At 59.2% G+C, this 18,794-nt stretch carries 18 protein-coding genes; 15 read left to right on the top strand and 3 right to left on the bottom strand.

Annotation, left to right across the window (positions count from 1 at the left end; translation table 11 throughout):
* The first annotated feature begins 93 nt into the window (after positions 1–93).
* The 13 genes from glyA to I6L35_RS01800 all read left to right on the top strand — a co-directional run bounded on the left by glyA (position 94) and on the right by I6L35_RS01800 (position 13,692).
* Entirely contained in the window at positions 94–1,347 is a 1,254-nt protein-coding gene (glyA, locus tag I6L35_RS01860) for a serine hydroxymethyltransferase (RefSeq protein WP_005338884.1), read from the top strand.
* 150 nt (positions 1,348–1,497) lie between these two features.
* Positions 1,498–1,947: a transcriptional regulator NrdR gene (gene nrdR / locus I6L35_RS01855; RefSeq protein ID WP_005338880.1), complete on the top strand. Its 450-nt coding sequence runs from the start codon at positions 1,498–1,500 to the stop codon at positions 1,945–1,947.
* Positions 1,948–2,146: 199 nt separating this feature from the next.
* On the top strand, positions 2,147–3,256 hold the full coding sequence (ribD, locus tag I6L35_RS01850; protein ID WP_216979381.1) for a bifunctional diaminohydroxyphosphoribosylaminopyrimidine deaminase/5-amino-6-(5-phosphoribosylamino)uracil reductase RibD: 1,110 nt from the start codon (positions 2,147–2,149) through the stop codon (positions 3,254–3,256).
* A 55-nt stretch (positions 3,257–3,311) separates the two neighbouring features.
* The gene (locus I6L35_RS01845; protein WP_216979380.1) at positions 3,312–3,965 is read left to right on the top strand and encodes a riboflavin synthase; all 654 of its coding nucleotides are present in this window, start codon (positions 3,312–3,314) and stop codon (positions 3,963–3,965) included.
* 148 nt (positions 3,966–4,113) lie between these two features.
* Positions 4,114–5,223 carry a bifunctional 3,4-dihydroxy-2-butanone-4-phosphate synthase/GTP cyclohydrolase II gene (gene ribBA / locus I6L35_RS01840; protein WP_216979379.1) on the top strand — a complete coding sequence of 370 codons (1,110 nt, stop codon included), beginning with the start codon at positions 4,114–4,116 and terminating at the stop codon, positions 5,221–5,223.
* A 203-nt stretch (positions 5,224–5,426) separates the two neighbouring features.
* Positions 5,427–5,897, top strand: a complete 471-nt coding sequence (gene ribE / locus I6L35_RS01835; RefSeq protein ID WP_019445931.1) for a 6,7-dimethyl-8-ribityllumazine synthase — start codon at positions 5,427–5,429, stop codon at positions 5,895–5,897.
* A gap of 14 nt (positions 5,898–5,911) precedes the next feature.
* Positions 5,912–6,325 (top strand): transcription antitermination factor NusB, encoded by a 414-nt coding sequence (nusB, locus tag I6L35_RS01830; RefSeq protein WP_005343514.1) that lies wholly within the window; start codon positions 5,912–5,914, stop codon positions 6,323–6,325.
* Between the two features lie 57 nt (positions 6,326–6,382).
* On the top strand, positions 6,383–7,342 hold the full coding sequence (thiL, locus tag I6L35_RS01825; RefSeq protein ID WP_026034998.1) for a thiamine-phosphate kinase: 960 nt from the start codon (positions 6,383–6,385) through the stop codon (positions 7,340–7,342).
* On the top strand, positions 7,339–7,833 hold the full coding sequence (locus I6L35_RS01820; protein WP_021230380.1) for a phosphatidylglycerophosphatase A: 495 nt from the start codon (positions 7,339–7,341) through the stop codon (positions 7,831–7,833). The genes thiL and I6L35_RS01820 overlap by 4 nt, the downstream gene beginning before the upstream one ends.
* Positions 7,834–8,320: 487 nt before the next feature.
* Positions 8,321–10,045, top strand: coding sequence for an ABC transporter ATP-binding protein (locus I6L35_RS01815; RefSeq protein WP_005358467.1), 1,725 nt, complete (start codon positions 8,321–8,323; stop codon positions 10,043–10,045).
* A 70-nt stretch (positions 10,046–10,115) separates the two neighbouring features.
* Entirely contained in the window at positions 10,116–11,672 is a 1,557-nt protein-coding gene (locus I6L35_RS01810; RefSeq protein ID WP_164536188.1) for an ABC transporter substrate-binding protein, read from the top strand.
* 99 nt (positions 11,673–11,771) lie between these two features.
* A complete protein-coding gene (locus I6L35_RS01805) occupies positions 11,772–12,746 on the top strand; it encodes an ABC transporter permease (protein WP_005349514.1) in 975 nt (324 codons plus the stop codon).
* A gap of 4 nt (positions 12,747–12,750) precedes the next feature.
* On the top strand, positions 12,751–13,692 hold the full coding sequence (locus tag I6L35_RS01800; protein ID WP_019445927.1) for an ABC transporter permease: 942 nt from the start codon (positions 12,751–12,753) through the stop codon (positions 13,690–13,692).
* Between the two features lie 73 nt (positions 13,693–13,765).
* On the opposite strand, the gene dxs is transcribed toward I6L35_RS01800, so the two are convergent.
* The 3 genes from dxs to xseB are packed head-to-tail and all read right to left on the bottom strand — an operon-like array spanning position 13,766 to position 16,798.
* Positions 13,766–15,634: a 1-deoxy-D-xylulose-5-phosphate synthase gene (dxs, locus tag I6L35_RS01795; protein ID WP_216979378.1), complete on the bottom strand. Its 1,869-nt coding sequence runs from the start codon at positions 15,632–15,634 to the stop codon at positions 13,766–13,768.
* A gap of 21 nt (positions 15,635–15,655) precedes the next feature.
* A complete protein-coding gene (ispA, locus tag I6L35_RS01790; RefSeq protein WP_216979377.1) occupies positions 15,656–16,546 on the bottom strand; it encodes a (2E,6E)-farnesyl diphosphate synthase in 891 nt (296 codons plus the stop codon).
* Positions 16,547–16,798: an exodeoxyribonuclease VII small subunit gene (gene xseB, locus I6L35_RS01785; RefSeq protein ID WP_005338838.1), complete on the bottom strand. Its 252-nt coding sequence runs from the start codon at positions 16,796–16,798 to the stop codon at positions 16,547–16,549.
* 211 nt (positions 16,799–17,009) lie between these two features.
* On the opposite strand from xseB, the gene pomA reads away from it, so the two are divergent.
* Both pomA and I6L35_RS01775 read left to right on the top strand, forming a co-directional pair.
* The gene (gene pomA / locus I6L35_RS01780) at positions 17,010–17,768 is read left to right on the top strand and encodes a flagellar motor protein PomA (RefSeq protein ID WP_005338837.1); all 759 of its coding nucleotides are present in this window, start codon (positions 17,010–17,012) and stop codon (positions 17,766–17,768) included.
* 5 nt (positions 17,769–17,773) lie between these two features.
* Entirely contained in the window at positions 17,774–18,667 is an 894-nt protein-coding gene (locus I6L35_RS01775; protein WP_031227624.1) for a flagellar motor protein MotB, read from the top strand.
* Positions 18,668–18,794: the final 127 nt, after the last annotated feature.

Here is an 18,794-nt window from a genome sequence, read left to right as displayed (position 1 = left end):
TTAGGTGGTTGGACTGTCTCTTTGATCCAGCTCACGTTACAATGCCCGCGCCCACTTCACCTAACGCGCAAACGATTTTCAGGAGAGAAACGGATGTTGAAACGTGACATGACCATCGCCAATTATGATCCGCAATTGTGGCAGGCCATCACAGACGAAACCCGTCGTCAGGAAGAGCATATCGAGCTGATTGCGTCTGAGAACTACACCAGCCCCCGTGTCATGGAAGCCCAGGGCTCCCAGCTGACCAACAAGTACGCTGAAGGTTACCCCTCCAAGCGTTACTACGGTGGTTGCGAGTATGTGGATGTGGTCGAAACCCTGGCTATCGAGCGCGCCAAAGAGCTGTTCGGTGCCACTTACGCCAACGTGCAGCCGCACTCCGGCTCTCAGGCCAACAGCGCCGTTTACATGGCTCTGCTGCAGCCGGGCGACACCGTACTGGGCATGAACCTGGCACACGGCGGTCACCTGACCCACGGCTCTCCGGTCAACTTCTCCGGCAAGCTTTACAACATCGTGCCTTACGGTATCGATGAGTCCGGCAAGATCGACTACGACGACATGGAACGTCAGGCTGTCGAGCACAAGCCGAAGATGATGATCGGTGGCTTCTCCGCCTACTCCGGCATCGTTGACTGGGCCCGCATGCGCGAAATCGCCGACAAGGTCGGTGCCTACCTGTTCGTCGACATGGCCCACGTGGCGGGTCTGATTGCCGCTGGCGTCTACCCGAACCCGGTTCCCCACGCTCACGTGGTCACCTCCACCACCCACAAGACCCTGGCTGGTCCGCGCGGTGGTCTGATCCTCTCCGCCGCTGACGACGAGGAGCTCTACAAGAAGCTCAACTCTGCCGTCTTCCCGGGGGGTCAGGGTGGCCCGCTGATGCACGTCATCGCCGGTAAAGCCGTTGCCTTCAAAGAGGCGCTGGAGCCGGAGTTCAAGACCTATCAGGCTCAGGTCGTGAAAAACGCCAAGGCGATGGCTGCGACCTTCATCGAGCGCGGTTACAAGATCGTCTCCGGCGGTACCGACAACCACCTGATGCTGGTTGATCTGATCGGTCGCGAGCTGACCGGTAAGGACGCTGACGCTGCGCTGGGCAAAGCCAACATCACCGTCAACAAGAACTCCGTGCCCAATGACCCGCGCTCCCCGTTCGTCACCTCCGGTGTGCGGATCGGTACCCCGGCCATCACCCGCCGCGGTTTCAAGGAAGCCGAGTCCATCGAGCTGACCCACTGGATCTGTGACGTACTGGACAACCACGACAACGATGCCGTGCTGGCCACCGTACGCGAGAAGGTGCTGGATATCTGCCGCCGCTTCCCGGTCTATGGCTGATAAGTCAGACCATCCGGTTTGAGACCAATGCCACCTGCGGGTGGCATTGTTTTTTCTGGCTTTTACCGGTTTTGGATGGCCGTGCTACACTGGCCGACCTAGATCCTGGCCCGCCGGGCCGGTCCCTGTTCCATTAACGCCGGAGGTCCGATGCATTGCCCATTCTGTAGTGCGGTTGATACCAAGGTGATCGATTCCCGTCTGGTGGCCGAAGGCCATCAAGTGCGCCGCCGTCGTGAGTGTCTGCTCTGTCACGAGCGTTTTACCACCTTCGAGATGGCCGAGCTGGTGATGCCCCGCGTCATCAAGTCCAACGGTTCCCGCGAGCCGTTCAATGAAGACAAGCTGCGCGCCGGCATCCTGCGGGCGCTGGAGAAGCGGCCGGTGAGCATGGAGGCCATCGAAAAAGCGGTCAACCATATCAAATCCCGCCTGCGTGCCACCGGCGAGCGCGAAGTCGCCTCCGAGCTGGTGGGCAATCTGGTGATGGATGAACTCAAGAGTCTGGACAAGGTGGCCTATATCCGCTTTGCCTCCGTCTATCGCAGCTTCGAAGATATTCGCGAGTTCGGTGAAGAGATCGCCAAATTGGAGAAATGATGGTATCGGATGGGCAAGTGGATATCCACTTCGCCCCTCTCTACCTCAGGACACGAAGATATTCGCTAGTTTGGCGAAGAGATTGCCAAGCTGGAGAAGTAAACCGCCATTCTCACCCATGTTGCCGCGTCCGATTACGCTGCGCTAATCGAACCTACGATACTGCGTAAAGCCGAGATGTGTTGTCAAAGGAGCCCGAATGTTTAGTCAAGATGATTACCAATGGATGAGTCGGGCCCTCGAACTGGCCCGCCGCGGCCGCTACACCACGGCCCCCAACCCCTGCGTCGGCGCCGTGCTGGTGAAAGATGGCGTGGTGGTTGGCGAAGGGTGGCATCAGAAGGCGGGCGAGCCCCATGCCGAGGTTTACGCCCTGCGCGCCGCCGGTGACAACGCCCGTGGCGCTACCGCCTATGTGACCCTCGAACCCTGCTCCCACCACGGTCGTACTCCCCCCTGTGCCGAGGCGCTGATCAACGCCGGCGTGGCCCGGGTGGTAGCAGCCATGGTCGATCCCAATCCCCAGGTGGGCGGACGTGGCCTGCGTATGCTCTCCGAAGCGGGCATCAAGACCGATTTCGGCCTGCTGGCGAGCGAAGCCGAAGCGCTCAACTCGGGCTTTTTCAAGCGGATGCGTACCGCCTTCCCGCGGGTGACCGTCAAGTTGGGAGCCAGCCTCGATGGCCGCACCGCCATGGCGAGCGGCGAGAGCCAGTGGATCACCTCCCCCGATGCGCGCCGCGATGTGCAACGACTGCGGGCCCGCCACGATGCGGTACTCTCCAGCGCTGAAACCGTGCTGGCCGACGGTGCCTCCCTGACCGTGCGCTGGGACGAGCTTCCCCCCTCGGTCAAGGCGAGCTATCCCAAAGAGACCCTGCGCCAGCCGCTGCGGGTCATCGTCGATTCGCAAAACCGCCTTACCTCGGATCTGCCGCTGTTCCAGAGCGAGAGTCCGGTGCTGCTGGCCCGTCACAAGGCGTCCGGCGAGTGGCCCGAGTGGGTGCAGCAGCTGGAGCTGCCGCTGCTGGATGGCAAGCTGGATCTGGTCAGCCTCTTCATGCTGCTGGCCAAACAGAACGTCAACTCGGTGCTGGTCGAGGCGGGCCCGCGGCTGTGCGGCGCTCTGCTGGAAAAAGGGCTGGTGGATGAGCTGGTGCTCTATCAGGCTCCAAAATTGATGGGTGACGAGGGGCGTGGCCTGTTCCATCTGCCCGGCCTGACCCGGCTGTTCCAGGCGCCCAAGCTCGCCATCAAGGATGTGCGCATGGTGGGGCCGGATATTCGCATTACCGCCAAAATAGCCTGATTTATCAATGTTCAAGGGGGCATAATCAGCCCCCGTCATCAGCAAGGTGATCTGCATGTTTACCGGAATTATCGAAGCGGTGGGAACCCTGGCCGAGCTGCGCCGTCAGGGCGACGACATGGCCCTCACCGTCCACGCACCAGGTCTGGATTTTAGCGACGTCAAACTGGGCGACTCCATCGCCACCAACGGCGTCTGCCTCACCGTCGTGGCGCTGGGCGACAAGAGTTATACCGCCGATGTGTCGCTGGAAACCCTCTCCCGTACCGGTTTTGCCGCCGCCAGAGTGGGCGATCGGGTCAACCTCGAGAAGGCGCTGATGCCCACCTCCCGCCTCGGCGGCCATCTGGTCTCCGGCCATGTGGATGGGGTAGGGGAGGTGAAAAGCGTCTCCAGCAGCGGCCGCGCCATCGAGTACTGGATCAAGGCGCCGGGGGAACACTCCCGCTACATCGCCGAGAAAGGCTCCATTGCGGTGGATGGCATCAGCCTCACCGTCAACGCGGTGCAGGGGGACCTTTTCCGCCTGACTATCGTGCCCCACACCGCGCAGGAGACCACCATCGCCAGCTGGAAGCCGGGTCACAAGGTCAACCTCGAGGTCGATCAGATCGCCCGTTATCTGGAGCGGCTGATGATGGGCAAGAGTCAGGAGAGCAGCGCCTCCACCCTGACTCTGGACAAGCTGGCCAAGGCCGGTTTTCTCTGATGGTCGGGGTGTTGGCCCCGACCAAAACGATTTTCTGTGATCCCGCTCCGATTGAAATGGGGCCATGCGCCCCAATCTAGAGCAACATACACACGCATTTGCGTTGAGCCTGCGGGCTCAACCCCCAAGCACACTGATGGAGTAGCCCATGGCGCTGAGCACAACCCAGGAAATCATTGCCGATATCAAGGCTGGCAAGATGGTGATCCTGATGGATGACGAGGACAGGGAGAACGAAGGGGACCTCATCATGGCCGCCTCCTGCGTCCGTCCGGAGGATATCAACTTCATGGCCCGCTACGGCCGTGGCCTCATCTGCCTGACATTGACCCGGGATCGCTGCAAGCAATTGGCGCTGCCGCTGATGGTGGATCGCAACAATGCCCAGTTCTCCACCGCTTTTACCGTCTCCATCGAGGCGGCGGAAGGGGTGACCACTGGTATCTCAGCCGCCGATCGTGCGGTGACCGTGCAGGCGGCAGTGGCGCCCAATGCCAAGGCAGCCGATCTGGTGCAGCCGGGCCACATCTTCCCGCTGATGGCGCAGGATGGCGGCGTGCTGACCCGTGCCGGCCACACCGAAGCGGGCTGCGATCTGGCCCGTCTGGCCGGTTTCGAGCCTGCCGCCGTCATCGTCGAGATCCTCAACGAAGATGGCACCATGGCGCGCCGTCCGGATCTGGAGCTGTTCGCCGAGGAGCACGGCATCAAGCTTGGCACCATCGCCGACCTTATCGAGTACCGCAACCAGCACGAGACCACGGTCGAGAAGGTGGCCGAGTGCAAGCTGCCCACCGAGTTTGGCGAGTTTGACCTCATCACCTTCCGCGACACCATCGACAATCAGGTTCACTTCGCCCTGAAAAAGGGTGAGGTGCAGGCTGATCAGCCGACCCTGGTGCGCGTCCACCTGCACGATGTGCTGAGCGATCTGCTGCTGACCGACCGCCATGCAGCACGCAGCTGGCCGCTGCCTAAATCCATGGCCCGCATCGCTGACGAAGGCGGCGTGCTGGTGATCTTGGGAGCGGAAGCACACGGCGCCGAGCTGCTGGCCCGGGTCAAGGGCTTTGAAGCCGCTGACAAGGGGTTGGCACCGGAAGGAGCCAAGTGGCAGGGCACCTCGCGCCGGGTGGGTGTCGGTTCCCAGATCCTCAAGGCCCTTGGCGTGAGCAAGATGCGCCTGTTGAGCTCGCCGAAGAAGTACCATGCCCTCGGTGGTTTCGGTCTGGAAGTGGTTGAGTACGTCGGCGAGTAAAGCTCCACCAGAGAAGTACCATCCCCTTCCGGGCGGTTTCGGTCTGGAAGTCGTGGAATTTACCGGCGAGTAAGCGCGCCGGACTGGTTAAATCGCGATCATGGCCGTCTATTGCGGCCATGGTTTTTGTCGTGGGTCTGTTGTGCTAGAATGTGCGCACTTTTGACTCCGGCCCTTTTGATTGCACAGATACAGGATTTCCAATGAAGGTTATCGAAGGAAATATCGCCGCTCCTGAGGCGCGCATTGCTATTGTTGTTGCCCGTTTCAACAGCTTCATCAACGACAGTCTGGTGAACGGCGCGGTGGACGTACTGAAGCGTCAAGGTCAAGTGCAGGACAGCAACCTGACACTGGTAAAAGTGCCGGGCGCGGTTGAAATGCCATTGGTCATCAAGAAGCTGGCCAAGAGTGGTCAATACGACGCCATCGTGGCGGTCGGTACTGTCATCCGTGGCGGTACCTACCACTTCGACCTGGTGGCAAACGAGAACAGCAAGGGCATGGCCCAGGTAATGATGGAATATGAAATTCCCGTTGCCTTCGGTGTGCTGACCACTGAAAACATTGAACAAGCCATCGAGCGTGCAGGTACCAAGGCGGGTAACAAGGGTGCAGAGGCTGCACTGGCAGCGCTCGAAATGATCAACGTCCTGAAAGAACTGGACGTGTAACGAGGAGAAGTACATTGAAACCGTCTGAGCGCCGTAAAGCCCGCCATTGCGCCACCCAGGCCATCTACCAGTGGCAGATGACCAAGGCTAACGTGGGTGACATCGAAGAGCAGTTCAAGATCGATCAGGACACCAAGGGTGTAGACCTGAACTATTTCCGCGATCTGCTGTTCGGGGTAGCCCTCCACTGCAGCGAGCTGGACAAGGTGTTTGCACCTTTCCTTTCCCGTCCGCTGGAAGAAGTGGACATGGTGGACAAGGCGATCCTGCGTCTGGCGACCTACGAGCTGACCCGTCGTGATGATGTACCGCCGCGCGTGGTCATCAACGAAGCGATCGAGCTGGCCAAAGCTTTTGCTGCCGATGACAGCCACAAGTTTGTCAACGGTGTACTGGACAAGGTGATCAAGTCGCTGAACAAGCGTTGATCCTGCTGTCCGTCAGCATCTAAGAGAGGAGCCAGCTTATTGCTGGCTTTTTACTGTATGGGTGAATTTGAGCTGATTGATAAGTACTTCAAGGTCCCCCACGCCCGCAAGGACGTGGTGATGGGCCCTGGAGATGACTGTGCCCTGCTGACCCTGCCCCCCGATACCCAGCTGGCGGTGAGCACCGACACTCTGGTGAGCGGCGTACACTTCTTTCCCGACATGGATCCGGTGGATCTCGGCTACAAGGCGCTGGCGGTCAATCTCTCCGATCTCGCCGCCATGGGGGCCGAGCCGCGCTGGGTGTCGCTGGCGCTGACCCTGCCTGCCATTAACGAAGGTTGGGTCGCCGGTTTTGCCGAAGGGTTTCTGGAGCTGGCCGAGTACTACAATGTGGCGCTGGTGGGCGGAGACATGACCCGCGGGCCGCTCTCCATCACCATCTCGGTGAAGGGGTCGGTGCCTGCCGGTCGCGCCCTGATGCGCAGCGGTGCCAAAGCCGGTGACGGCATCTATGTGACCGGCACTCTGGGTGATGCCGCGCTGGCGCTCTCCCACCTGCTGGGCAAACGCACCCTCAACGAGAACCAGTTGGCCGCCGTGCTGCCACGGCTCGACCACCCCCATCCCCGCATTCTGGCCGGTCAGGCGCTGCGCGGGCTGGCGGGCAGTGCACTGGATCTCTCCGACGGGCTGGCATCGGATCTCGGCCATATCCTCAAGGCCTCCGGTGTGCGGGCCCAGATCGATCTCGATCTGCTGCCACTCTCGCCGGTGCTGCAGGATGCGGTGAGCGAGCAGGAGGCGTGGCAACTGGCGCTGGCCGGTGGCGATGACTACGAGCTCTGCTTTACCGTACCGGAGGAGCATCGCGGCGCGCTCGATACGGCGTTGGCCCACAGCGGGGTCAAGTTCAGCCGCATCGGCCGCATCGTGGCGGGCGAGCCGGGCATCGACTACCTGCGTGGCGACCAAGCGGTCGAGCTGCAACTGAAAGGGTGGGATCACTTCGCATGAGTTTGTTCAGGATAAAGCCCGAGCTGACACGACTGGATCTGAAAAATCCGCTTCATTTTTTGGCGGTGGGGTTTGGTTCCGGTCTCAGCCCCAAGGCGCCGGGCACCATGGGCACCCTGGCGGCGATTCCGCTCTATCTGCTGGTGAGCGGTCTGCCGACCTATTGGTTTATCGCCTTGCTGGCGGTTGGGTTTGTGGTCGGTATTCGTATCTGCCAGAGCGCCACCGATGCCATCGGCATGCCGGATCACGGCGCCATCGTCTGGGACGAGGTGATCGGTTTTGGCGTCACCATGATCGCCGCGCCAGCCGGTTGGGAGTGGGTGGTGGCGGGCTTCGCGCTGTTCCGGTTGTTTGATGTGCTCAAGCCCTGGCCCATCTCCTGGTTTGATCGCCGGATCCACGGTGGCCTGGGCATCATGCTGGACGATCTGATCGCCGGCCTGTTCGCCCTGTTTTGTATGCAATTACTGGCATTCTGGCTCGGTTGAAAGCCACCTTCCGGGGGATGACCGTTCTGGCATCCCCCGATTTATATCTGCTTAATTTTCATTCATCGGCATATGCTGCCGTTTATCATCCATTTCACATAAATATTCACTACTCATTCGGGGCTGGTGATTGTTTTGGAAATAGTGATAAATGCTGCTTGTTGCGTTGTTGTTGAAATTAAAGTAATGATACCAATAGAAGTACGGACGCACCGGCCATTTGTGTGATGAAAATCATCATTTATCTCTGCCGAATTGGTGGTTATCTGCACAAAACATTGCGGAATTGTATAACTCAATCATTTACACCCGTGGTCAAACCGTCTAAGTTACTCGCGGGTTATTCCAAAAAAATGCAAAAAACCCGCCCGGATCGCTGGTTTCGCTGCCTCATGGATTGAGCAAATATTGCCCAAGGTAACAACCGGCATCTGCGGCTGATTTACGGACGAATTATTTGGGACGGATGTCCCCCGCAGAGGTAAACATGTCCTTGCTCGAAGTAAAGAACTTGCGGATCGAGTACCCCTCCCGCTACGGGGTGCTGGCCGCGGTGAAGGATCTCTCTTTCTCTATCGAAAAGGGTGAGATTGTCGGAGTGGTCGGTGAATCCGGCGCCGGCAAGTCCACCATCGGCAACGCCGTTATCGATCTCCTGAGCCCGCCGGGTCGCATCGCCCGTGGCGATATCTATCTCAATGGCGAGCTCATCTCCGGCAAGAGCCAAAACGAGATGCGGGCCATCCGTGGCTCCCGTATCGGGTTCATCTTCCAGGACCCCATGACCTCCCTCAACCCGCTGTTCACCGTTGAGCATCAGCTGGTGGAGACCATTCTGGCCAATACCGACCTCTCTCGCGAAGCCGCTTTTGCCAAGGCATTGGAGCTGATGGGGGCGGTGGGTATTCCGCAGCCGGAGCTGCGCATCAAACAGTATCCGCACCAGTTTTCCGGTGGCATGCGTCAGCGGGTGGTTATCGCCATTGCGCTCTCCTGCGATCCGGAGCTGATCATCGCCGATGAACCGACTACGGCGCTCGACGTCTCCATTCAGGATCAGATCCTCCAGCTTATCCGCGCCCTCTGCAAAGAGCGTCAGGTGGGCTGCATGCTGGTGACCCACGACATGGGCGTGGTCTCCAACGTTACCGACAAGGTGGCGGTGATGTATCGCGGCGATCTGGTGGAGTTCGGCCTGACCGAACAGGTACTGGGCAGCCCCAATCACCCCTATACCCGCAGCCTCATCTCGGCGGTACCCCGCTCCGATGTGAAGCTGGTGCGTTTCCCGCTGGTCTCCTATATCGAGGATGCCAGTGCGCCGGATACCAATATCGACCTCAAGACCCACTGGCTCGGCCAGAGTCAGGACGAGCGTGCCTATGAAGGGGCACTGCTGCGGGTGGAGAACGTCGATCTGAAGTTCGTCACCAAGGACTCCATCTTCCCGAGCCGCCGCCAGTATGTGCGCGCCTGCAACAACATCAGCTTCGAGATCTTCGAAGGGGAGACCTTCGGTCTGGTGGGGGAGTCGGGCTCCGGTAAATCGACCATTGCCCGCGCCATCACCGGTCTCTATCCGCCTGATACCGGCAAAATCTTCTTCGAAGGGATCGATCTGACCGCCCTCAAGAGCGAGCGCGAGCGTCGCCCGCTGCGCCGCCAGATGCAGATGGTGTTCCAGAACCCCTATTCGTCGATGAACCCGCGGATGAAGGTGCGCGACATCATTGCCGAGCCGATCCGCTTCCATCAGCTGGCGAGCAGCGAGAGCCAGATTGAGGGGATTGTCGGCGATCTGCTGGATCACGTGGGTCTCGGCCGTGGTGCCGGGGTCAAGTATCCCCACGAGTTCTCCGGCGGTCAGCGCCAGCGCATCTCCATTGCCCGCGCCCTGGCCACTCGCCCGCGCTTTCTCATCTGCGACGAGCCGACTTCGGCGCTGGATGTGTCGGTGCAGGCCCAGATCCTCAACCTGCTCAAGGATCTGCAGCAGGAGCTCAAGCTCACCATGCTGTTTATCAGCCACGATCTGCCGGTGATCCGCCAGATGTGCGACCGCATCGGGGTGATGCAGCACGGTCATCTGGTGGAAGTGGCCGAGACCGAGAAACTCTTTACCAATGCCGAGCATGAGTACAGCCGCAAGCTGATCTCCCTCATGCCGGAGTTCAAGGGAATGTCCCGCGAGGGGCTGGAAATCGCAAGCTAGGAGAGCGCCGGTGCGCCGGTCTGCTTGTCAAAAAAAGTGTCATAAGAAAGCCAAAAGCATGGAGAACAAGATGAAGAAAGGATTGTCCAAGATTGCCCTGGCGCTGTTTGCCGCCGGTTTCGCCTTCAGTGTCTCAGCCGCTGATATCAAGGTGGGTGTCGCCTCTGACGCCACTTCGCTGGATCCGCAGGAGCAGCTCTCCGGTCAGACCCTGGAGATGTCGCACCTGGTATTCGATCCCCTGATGCGTTACACCCAGGACCTGCAGTTCGAGCCCCGTCTGGCCGAGAAGTATGAGCGTATTGACGATAAGACCGTCCGCTTCCACCTGCGCAAAGGGGTCAAGTTCCACTCCGGTAACGACTTCACCGCTGACGACGTGGTGTGGACCGTCAACCGCCTGAAATCCTCCGTCGACTTCAAGGCGATCTTCGATCCCATCAGCGAAGTGAAGAAGGTCGATGACTACACCGTCGATCTGATTACCGCGAAGCCCTTCCCGCTGGTGCTGCAGACCGTCACCTACATCTTCCCGATGGACTCCAAGTTCTACACCGGCAAGACCGAAGCGGGCAAAGACAAGGCCGAGATCGTCAAGAATGGCGACTCCTTTGCCTCTACCCACGTCTCCGGTACTGGCCCGTTCACCGTCAAGTTCCGCGAGCAGGGTGTGAAGCTCGATTATGCCCGCAACGCCAACTACTGGGACAAGGCCTCCAAGGGTAACGTCGAGAACCTGACCGTGGTGCCGATCAAGGAAGATGCGACCCGTGTTGCAGCCCTGCTGGGTGGCGACGTGGACATGATCTATCCGGTTGCGCCGAACGATCTGGAGCGCGTGAAGAATGGCAAGGACTCTCAGCTGGTTACCCTGTCCGGTACCCGTGCCATCATCATCGAGCTGAACCAGAACACCAATCCGGCGCTGAAAGACAAGCGCGTGCGTCAGGCGATCAACTACGCCATCAACCAGGTGGGTATCGTCGAGAAGATCAACAAGGGTTTCGGTACCCCTGCTGGCCAGTTGAGCCCGAAAGGCTATGCCGGTCACAACGAGGCGCTGGTGCCCCAATATGATCTGGCCAAGGCCAAGGAGCTGATGAAAGAGGCCGGTTACGAGAAAGGCTTCAAGATGACCTTCATTGCCCCCGCGGCCCGCTACGTCAACGACGTCAAGATTGCCCAGGCGGTCTCTGCCATGCTGGCCAAGATCAACATCAAGGTGGATCTGAAGACCATGCCGGTAGCCCAGTACTGGCCCGAGTTTGACAAGTGTGCCGCGGACATGCAGATGATCGGTTGGCACTCCGACACCGAAGATACTGCGAACTTCTTCGAGTTCCTGACCTTCACCAAGGATGCCAAGACCGGTATGGGCCAGTACAACTGCGCCGGTTATGCCAACGCCGAAGCTGACAAGCTGGTGATGGATGCCAACGCCGAGACCGATCCGGCCAAGCGTGCCGAGATGCTGAAGAAGGTCGAGGCCATGGTGATCGAAGATGCTGCCTATGTGCCGTTGCACTGGGAAGATCTGGCCTATGGCGCCAAGAAGAACGTCGATATCAAGCCGGTGGTCAACGTGATGAACTTCCCTTACCTGGGTGACCTGGTGGTCAGCAAGTAAGAGAACGTCGCAAGGAAGGACGGGGCGGGGTGGTCAGCTGGCCACTCCGCCCACTAACAGAAGCCTGTGCCACGACACAGGCCACGTAGAAGGACAAGCATGTTTACATTCCTGCTGAAACGGTTCTATCAGGCCGTGATAGTGATGTTCGTCATCAGCCTGGTCGCCTTCTCCATCCAGGACAACCTGGGTGACCCGTTGCGCGAGCTGGTGGGACAATCCGTCTCCGAAGCCCAGCGTCACGAGTTGCGCGAGAAGATGGGCCTTAACGATCCCTTCCTCATCAAATACAGCCGCTTTTTGAAAAATGCGGTGCATGGGGATTTGGGCACCTCCTATTTCTTCAAGCGACCCGCTCTCGAGGTGATCCTCGACAAGCTGGTGGCTACCCTTGAGCTGGTGTTTGCCGCCGCGCTCATCATCGTGGTGGTCTCCATTCCACTCGGTGTCTATTCGGCGATCCGCCCGCGCAGCATTCCCACCAAGATCATCATGGCGGGGAGCAGTATCGGCATTTCGATCCCGGTGTTCCTGACCGCCATCATGCTGATGTATCTCTTCTCCATCCAGCTGGGCTGGCTGCCGGCCTATGGCCGCGGCGAGACCCGTAACCTGCTGGGCTGGGAGTCGGGCTTCTTCACCTGGGACGGCATCCTGCACCTGATCCTGCCGGCGGTGTCGCTCTCTTCCATCATGCTGCCGCTGTTTATCCGGCTGGTGCGCTCCGAGATGCTGGAGCAGCTCTCCTCCGAGTACGTCAAATTCGCCCGCGCCAAAGGGCTGGATAACAACAAGGTCTACTATCAGCACGCCCTCAAAAACACCATGCTGCCGGTCATTACCGTCGGCGGGGTGCAGATCGGCACCATGGTGGCCTACACCATTCTGACCGAGAGTGTGTTCCAGTGGCCGGGTACCGGCTTCCTGTTTCTTGAAGCGATCCACAGGGTCGATACCCCGCTGATCACCGCCTACGTCATCTTCGTGGGATTGATCTTCGTGGTGACCAATACCCTGGTCGACCTGCTCTACGGGTTGATCAACCCGACCGTTAACCTGACTGCCAAGGGGTAAGCGCATGACTAATGCTGTAACTGCAAGCCCAAGCCGTTGGGCACGATTCAAGAACTCTGACATCGTCTACTACTTCCTGCGGGACAAGGTAGCCATGTTCAGCTTTGCGGTGTTTGTGGTGTTCGTGCTGGCGGCGCTGCTGGCGCCCTGGCTCGCTCCGCACAACGTCTATGACCAGACCAGTTTTGATCTGATGGATGCCGAGTTGCCCCCCTCCTGGCTCGAAGGCGGCGAGGAGCGCTTCTGGCTCGGTACCGACAACCAGGGGCGGGATATCTGGAGCACCATCCTCTATGGCGCCCGTATCTCCCTCACTATCGGTCTGTTTGCGGTGGCGCTGCAGCTGGTGCTCGGTATCGTCATCGGTCTGATTGCCGGTTACTTCGGTGGCCGCATCGACAACCTGCTGATGCGCTTTGCCGATGTGCAGTTGTCGTTCTCCACCATGATGGTGGCGATCATCATCTCCGCCATATTTCAGGCAACCTTTGGCTCCGAGTTCTACTCGAAGTTCGCCATCATGATGCTGGTGGTGATCATCGGTATCGCCGAGTGGCCGCAGTATGCCCGTACCGTGCGCGCCTCTGTGCTGGCGGAGAAGAAGAAGGAGTATGTGGAAGCAGCCAAGGTGATGGGATTCCGTGCCCCGCGCATCATGTTCCGCCACATTCTGCCCAACTGTTTGTCGCCCATTCTGGTGATCTCCACCGTGCAGGTGGCCAACGCCATCATGAGCGAGGCGGCACTCTCCTTCCTCGGTCTGGGAATGCCGGTTGATCAGCCCTCGCTCGGTTCGCTTATCAGCGTCGGCTTCAACTACATCTTCTCCGGCTCTTGGTGGATCACCGCCTTCCCGGGCATCTGCCTGGTGGTGTTGGTGCTGGTCATCAACCTGTTGGGTGACTGGCTGCGGGATGTGTTTAACCCCAAGATCTACAAAGGGTAATCTAGGTCAGAAACACAAAATAAAAAGGGCGCCAGTGAGGCGCCCTTCTTTTGCTTGATAGCTTTAAGCGTTATCAGGCTTGCAGCCAGCTTTCGATGCTGCGCTGGATGCCTGCATCGTCCAGACCGAGCAGGGCATAGATCTCCTGCTGGGTGCCCTGTTCGACGAAGCGATCCGGCAGGCCGAGGTTGAGCACCGGCTTGCACTGCTTGCTGTGCATCAGCAGTTCGTTCACAGCCGAACCGGCGCCGCCCATGATGGCGTTGTCTTCCAGAGTGACAAACTGATCGTGGCTGGCTGCCAGCGACAGCACCAGCGCCTCATCTATCGGTTTGACGAAGCGCATGTCCACCAGGGTGGCATCCAGTGCCTCTGCGGCCGCTTTCGCGTGGTGCAGCAGGGTACCAAAGGCCAGAATAGCGGTGCCTTTGCCCTCTCGCAGGATACGTCCCTTGCCGAGCTCCAGTGCCTGCATCTCTGACGAGATGGGGGAATCGCTCAGACTGCTGCCGCGGGGGTAACGCACGGCGACAGGGCCTTGCTGAAGATAGCCGGTATAGAGCATCTGGCGGCACTCGTTCTCGTCAGATGGCGTCATCACCACCATGTTGGGCACGGTGCGCAGGAAGCTGATGTCGAACGCTCCCTGATGGGTCGGGCCGTCGGCGCCCACCAGACCGGCCCGGTCGATGGCGAATAGCACCGGCAGATCTTGCAGCGCCACGTCGTGGATCACCTGATCGTAGGCGCGCTGCAGAAAGCTCGAATAGATGGCCACCACTGGCTTCTTGTCGGCGATGGCAAGACCGGCAGCGAACGTGACTGCATGTTGCTCGGCAATGGCCACATCGAAGTAGCGATCCGGATACTGCTGGCTGAATTTCACCAGACCGGAGCCTTCGCGCATGGCAGGGGTGATGCCGACCAGCTTCTCGTCTTTGGCGGCCATGTCGCACAGCCATTGGCCAAAGATGGCGGAGAAGGTGGGTTTGGCGGCGCTCGCTTTCGGCAGGGAACACTCGTCAGGATTGAACTTGGGCACAGCGTGATAACCGATGGGGTCTTTCTCCGCCGGCTCGTAACCCTTGCCCTTCTTGGTTTTGACGTGCAGCAACTGCGGACCCTTGAGATTGCGCATGTTGCGCAGGGTCTCGACCAGCGCTTCTATATCGTGACCGTCGATGGGGCCGATGTAGTTGAAGCCGAACTCCTCGAACAGGGTGCCGGGCACCACCATCCCCTTGAGGTGCTCTTCGGCCCGCTTGGCCAGCTCCTTGACCGGCGGCAGACCGGCCAGCACCTTCTTGCCGCCTTCGCGGATGGTGGTGTAGAGCTTGCCGGACATGACCCGGGCCAGATGGTTGTTGAGCGCCCCGACATTCTCGGAGATGGACATCTCGTTGTCGTTGAGGATCACCAGCATGTCTTTATGGACATCGCCGGCGTGGTTGAGCGCTTCAAAGGCCATCCCTGCGGTAATGGCACCATCACCAATTACCGCTACCACCTTGCGACCCAGCCCTTCACTCTCGGCGGCGACCGCCATACCGAGCGCCGCACCAATGGAGGTGCTGGAGTGGCCGACGGAGAGCACGTCGTACTCGCTCTCGCCGCGCCAGGGGAAGGGGTGCAGGCCATCTTTCTGCCGGATGGTGTGGATCTGGTCACGGCGCCCGGTCAGGATCTTGTGGGGATAGGCCTGATGGCCCACATCCCAGATCAGCCGATCGAACGGGGTGTTGTAGACGTAGTGCAGGGCCACGGTCAGTTCGACCGTGCCGAGACCGGAGGCAAAGTGTCCGCTGGAGCGGCTGACAGAGCGCAGCAGATATTCGCGCAGCTCGTTGCACAGCACCGGCAGCCGATCTTTGGGCAAGGAACGCAGCTCGACCGGAGTGTCCGCGAGGGCCAGGTTGGGGAAATTGCTAATATCAACGCTCATATTGTTACTGTTATCCAGCGTTTAGTGGGTTCGCTCGATGATGTAATCGGCAAACGCTTCCAGAATGTCGGTATTGTAGGGCAAGGATTGCAGGGCTGTTAAGGCTTTCCCATGCAGTTCGCGAGCCAGCTCACGGGCATTTTCGAGTCCGAGCAGGGCCGGATAGGTACTTTTCTCCAGCGCCAGGTCAGAACCTTGCGGCTTGCCCAGGGTGGCGGTATCACCTGTGATGTCGAGGATGTCATCCTGCACCTGAAAGGCGAGGCCAATCGCGGCGGCATAGGTTTGCAGGGCAATCAGGGTTGCGTCATCGACATCGGCTTTGCACAGGGCGCCGAGCGCCACGGCGCACTCAATCAGCGCACCGGTCTTGTGGCGGTGTACCTGCTCCAGTTCGGCAAGCGTGATCTGGCGCCCTTCAGCCTGCAGGTCCAGTGCCTGACCACCACACATACCCAGATAGCCGGAGGCGCGGGCGAGGGTACTCAGCATCCGCACCCGGTTGGCCATCAAGGAGTCGGGCATGGGGTGATCGGCCAGAATGGAGAACGCCAGCGTCTGCAGCGCATCACCGGCCAGAATGGCGGTTCCTTCGTCAAACGCCTTGTGAACGGTTGGCTGACCACGACGCAGGTCGTCGTTATCCATGGCGGGCAGGTCATCGTGCAGCAGGGAGTAGGCGTGGATGCACTCCACGGCAGCCGCGGGGCCATCCAGCAGTTCGCTCTTGACGCCCAGCATCTCGCCGACCGCGTAGACCAGAAACGGGCGAACCCGCTTGCCGCCCAGCAGCAAGCCATAACTCATGGCATCGCGCAGGCGCGGCGCCATGGCGGGCAAGGATTCAAGTTGTGCTGACAGACAGTCGTCAATACGCTGACGATGCAGACGGGAAAAATGGTCCAGCGCCACTCACTCCTCTCCTTGTTCTGGCTGGAAGGGGGCGAGCTGGTCACTGCCATCGGCTTGACTGAGCAGGATCTGGATCTTCTGTTCGGCCAGTTCCAGCTTCTGCTGACCGGCCCGAACCAGATGAACGCCCTGCTCGAACTGCTTGAGTGCCTCTTCCAGGGGTAGGGAACCTTGTTCCAGCTGATGAACGATGGTTTCCAGCTCTTCCAGAGTGGCATCAAAACTCAGACGGTCGATTTTTTTACTGGCCATGTCCATCCTCGGGGATTGAAAAAATCGGCTTATATTAACATCGACCGTCCACAGGGGGGAGGCAGAAAAGCATTGCCCCCTCAAACTCTCGCTAAACTGGCCGATAATGAGCCATCATTCTCAGTGGATGCATGCTTGCCGCTAGGGTCGCAATAGCAGAAAATTCAACAAACTATAATTAGGCATAAGAACCGGTGACAGGAGTAGGGATGTGGATCTAGGGAGCTTGTTAGGTATCGTTTTAGGATTTGGTGTCGTGATTTACGGCATGATCCTTGGTGGCTCGTTGAGCATGTTTATCGATATGCCATCGGTCTATATCACTATTCTTGGCTCAATCTTCATCGCCATGATGAAGTTCAATATCGGGCAGTTTTTTCTGGCTTTCAAGGTGGCGGGCAAAGCCTTTATGTACAAGGGCGACAAGCTCGACGACCTGATCGCCAAAGCCGTTGAACTGGCTGACGCGGCTCGCAAAGGTGGCTTTCTGGCACTGGAGGCTGCAGAGATCCCCAATGCATTTATGAAAAAAGGGATCGACATGCTGGTTGATGGTCACGATGCCGAAGTGGTGCGTGCCGTGATGGAAAAGGATATCGACCTGACAGCCGAGCGCCATGTCATTGCCATCAAGGTCTTCCGTACCCTTGGGGATCTGGGCCCAGCGATGGGGATGATAGGTACGTTGGTGGGCCTGGTGGCCATGTTGTCAAATATGAGTGACCCCAAGTCGATCGGTCCGGCGATGGCGGTGGCCTTGCTGACCACCCTGTACGGAGCGATTGAGGCCAACATGATCGCTATTCCTATTGCTGACAAGCTGGAGCTGCGCAGCGGGGAGGAGAAGCTCAGTCGTACCCTGATCCTTGATGCCATAATGGGGATTCAGGATGGTCAGAACCCGCGGGTGATCCAGTCCATGCTGCAGAACTATCTGAGCCAGTCCAAACGCAATACCGGCGCGGAGTAGGTACCATGTCTGATTGCAAATGTCCCCCCCCCGGTCTTCCTGCCTATATGGGCACCTTTGCCGACCTGATGTCGCTGCTGATGTGCTTCTTCGTGCTGCTGCTCTCCTTTGCCGAGATGGACGTACTCAAGTTCAAGCAGATCGCGGGCTCTATGAAGAATGCTTTCGGAGTGCAGAACATCCTTGAGGTGAAAGATATTCCCAAGGGAACCTCGGTGATTGCCCAGGAGTTCAGGCCCGGTCGCCCTGAGCCCACGCCGATTGATACCGTGATGCAGCAGACCATCGATATGACCCAGACCGAACTGGAGTTTCTGCCCGGTGAGGCGGATCAGGCCGGTGGTCAGGACAAGAGTGATGGCAAACAGACGGGGGGCGATACCGCGCAGGATGCGAAGAAGGCGCAAGAACAGTCCAATACCCTGGCCAAAGCCCTCGCCGAGCAGATGAAAGATCAGATCCAGGACGGTGCCATCGAAATTGAGGCGCTGGGCCAGCAGATCATCATCCGGATCAGGGAAAAAGCGTCGTTCCCGGCCGGTTCGGCATTTCTGCAACCCCAGTTCTGGCCAGTCATTCGCAAGGTCGCGACCCTGCTCAAGGATGTGCCGGGTGAAATCACCATCTCCGGTCACACCGACAACGTGGCGACCGAAGATGAGCTGTTCCAGTCCAACTGGGAGTTGTCATCGCAGCGGGCGGTGGCGGTGGCGCACCAGATGCTGAAGGTCCCCGGTTTTGATCAGGGGCGACTGGTGGTGCAGGGGATGGCGGATTCCCAGCCATTGGTGCCCAATACCACCCCGGAAAATCGTCGGATGAACCGGCGGGTCGAGATCGCCATCATGCAGGGCAAACCGACCGTTTCGGCCCCAATTTCCGTACCGGAAGGGAAGTAAGCGAGGGGAATGTCGATGATGCAAGTGGGATCTGCATCAAGGGGCTGACGTGGATTTTGTGTTGGCTTCATATTAAGATGCCTCATCCGAACCGATTGCTGCGGCCATCCTTGCAGATGGCCGCAGT

Source organism: Aeromonas sp. FDAARGOS 1405 (assembly GCF_019048265.1).
Lineage (GTDB): Bacteria > Pseudomonadota > Gammaproteobacteria > Enterobacterales > Aeromonadaceae > Aeromonas > Aeromonas veronii_A.
Note: the sequence above shows the minus strand (reverse complement) of the source record. Positions and strands in the feature narration are given on the sequence as shown.

Bases quoted from the DNA above. Each gene is read 5' to 3' on its own strand.
- glyA (WP_005338884.1), top strand. From the start codon at position 94: ATGTTGAAACGTGACATGACCATCGCCAATTATGATCCGCAATTGTGG.
- nrdR (WP_005338880.1), top strand. From the start codon at position 1,498: ATGCATTGCCCATTCTGTAGTGCGGTTGATACCAAGGTGATCGATTCC.
- ribD (WP_216979381.1), top strand. From the start codon at position 2,147: ATGTTTAGTCAAGATGATTACCAATGGATGAGTCGGGCCCTCGAACTG.
- I6L35_RS01845 (WP_216979380.1), top strand. From the start codon at position 3,312: ATGTTTACCGGAATTATCGAAGCGGTGGGAACCCTGGCCGAGCTGCGC.
- ribBA (WP_216979379.1), top strand. From the start codon at position 4,114: ATGGCGCTGAGCACAACCCAGGAAATCATTGCCGATATCAAGGCTGGC.
- ribE (WP_019445931.1), top strand. From the start codon at position 5,427: ATGAAGGTTATCGAAGGAAATATCGCCGCTCCTGAGGCGCGCATTGCT.
- thiL (WP_026034998.1), top strand. From the start codon at position 6,383: ATGGGTGAATTTGAGCTGATTGATAAGTACTTCAAGGTCCCCCACGCC.
- I6L35_RS01820 (WP_021230380.1), top strand. From the start codon at position 7,339: ATGAGTTTGTTCAGGATAAAGCCCGAGCTGACACGACTGGATCTGAAA.
- I6L35_RS01815 (WP_005358467.1), top strand. From the start codon at position 8,321: ATGTCCTTGCTCGAAGTAAAGAACTTGCGGATCGAGTACCCCTCCCGC.
- I6L35_RS01810 (WP_164536188.1), top strand. From the start codon at position 10,116: ATGAAGAAAGGATTGTCCAAGATTGCCCTGGCGCTGTTTGCCGCCGGT.
- I6L35_RS01805 (WP_005349514.1), top strand. From the start codon at position 11,772: ATGTTTACATTCCTGCTGAAACGGTTCTATCAGGCCGTGATAGTGATG.
- I6L35_RS01800 (WP_019445927.1), top strand. From the start codon at position 12,751: ATGACTAATGCTGTAACTGCAAGCCCAAGCCGTTGGGCACGATTCAAG.
- dxs (WP_216979378.1), bottom strand. From the start codon at position 15,634: ATGAGCGTTGATATTAGCAATTTCCCCAACCTGGCCCTCGCGGACACT.
- xseB (WP_005338838.1), bottom strand. From the start codon at position 16,798: ATGGCCAGTAAAAAAATCGACCGTCTGAGTTTTGATGCCACTCTGGAA.
- I6L35_RS01775 (WP_031227624.1), top strand. From the start codon at position 17,774: ATGTCTGATTGCAAATGTCCCCCCCCCGGTCTTCCTGCCTATATGGGC.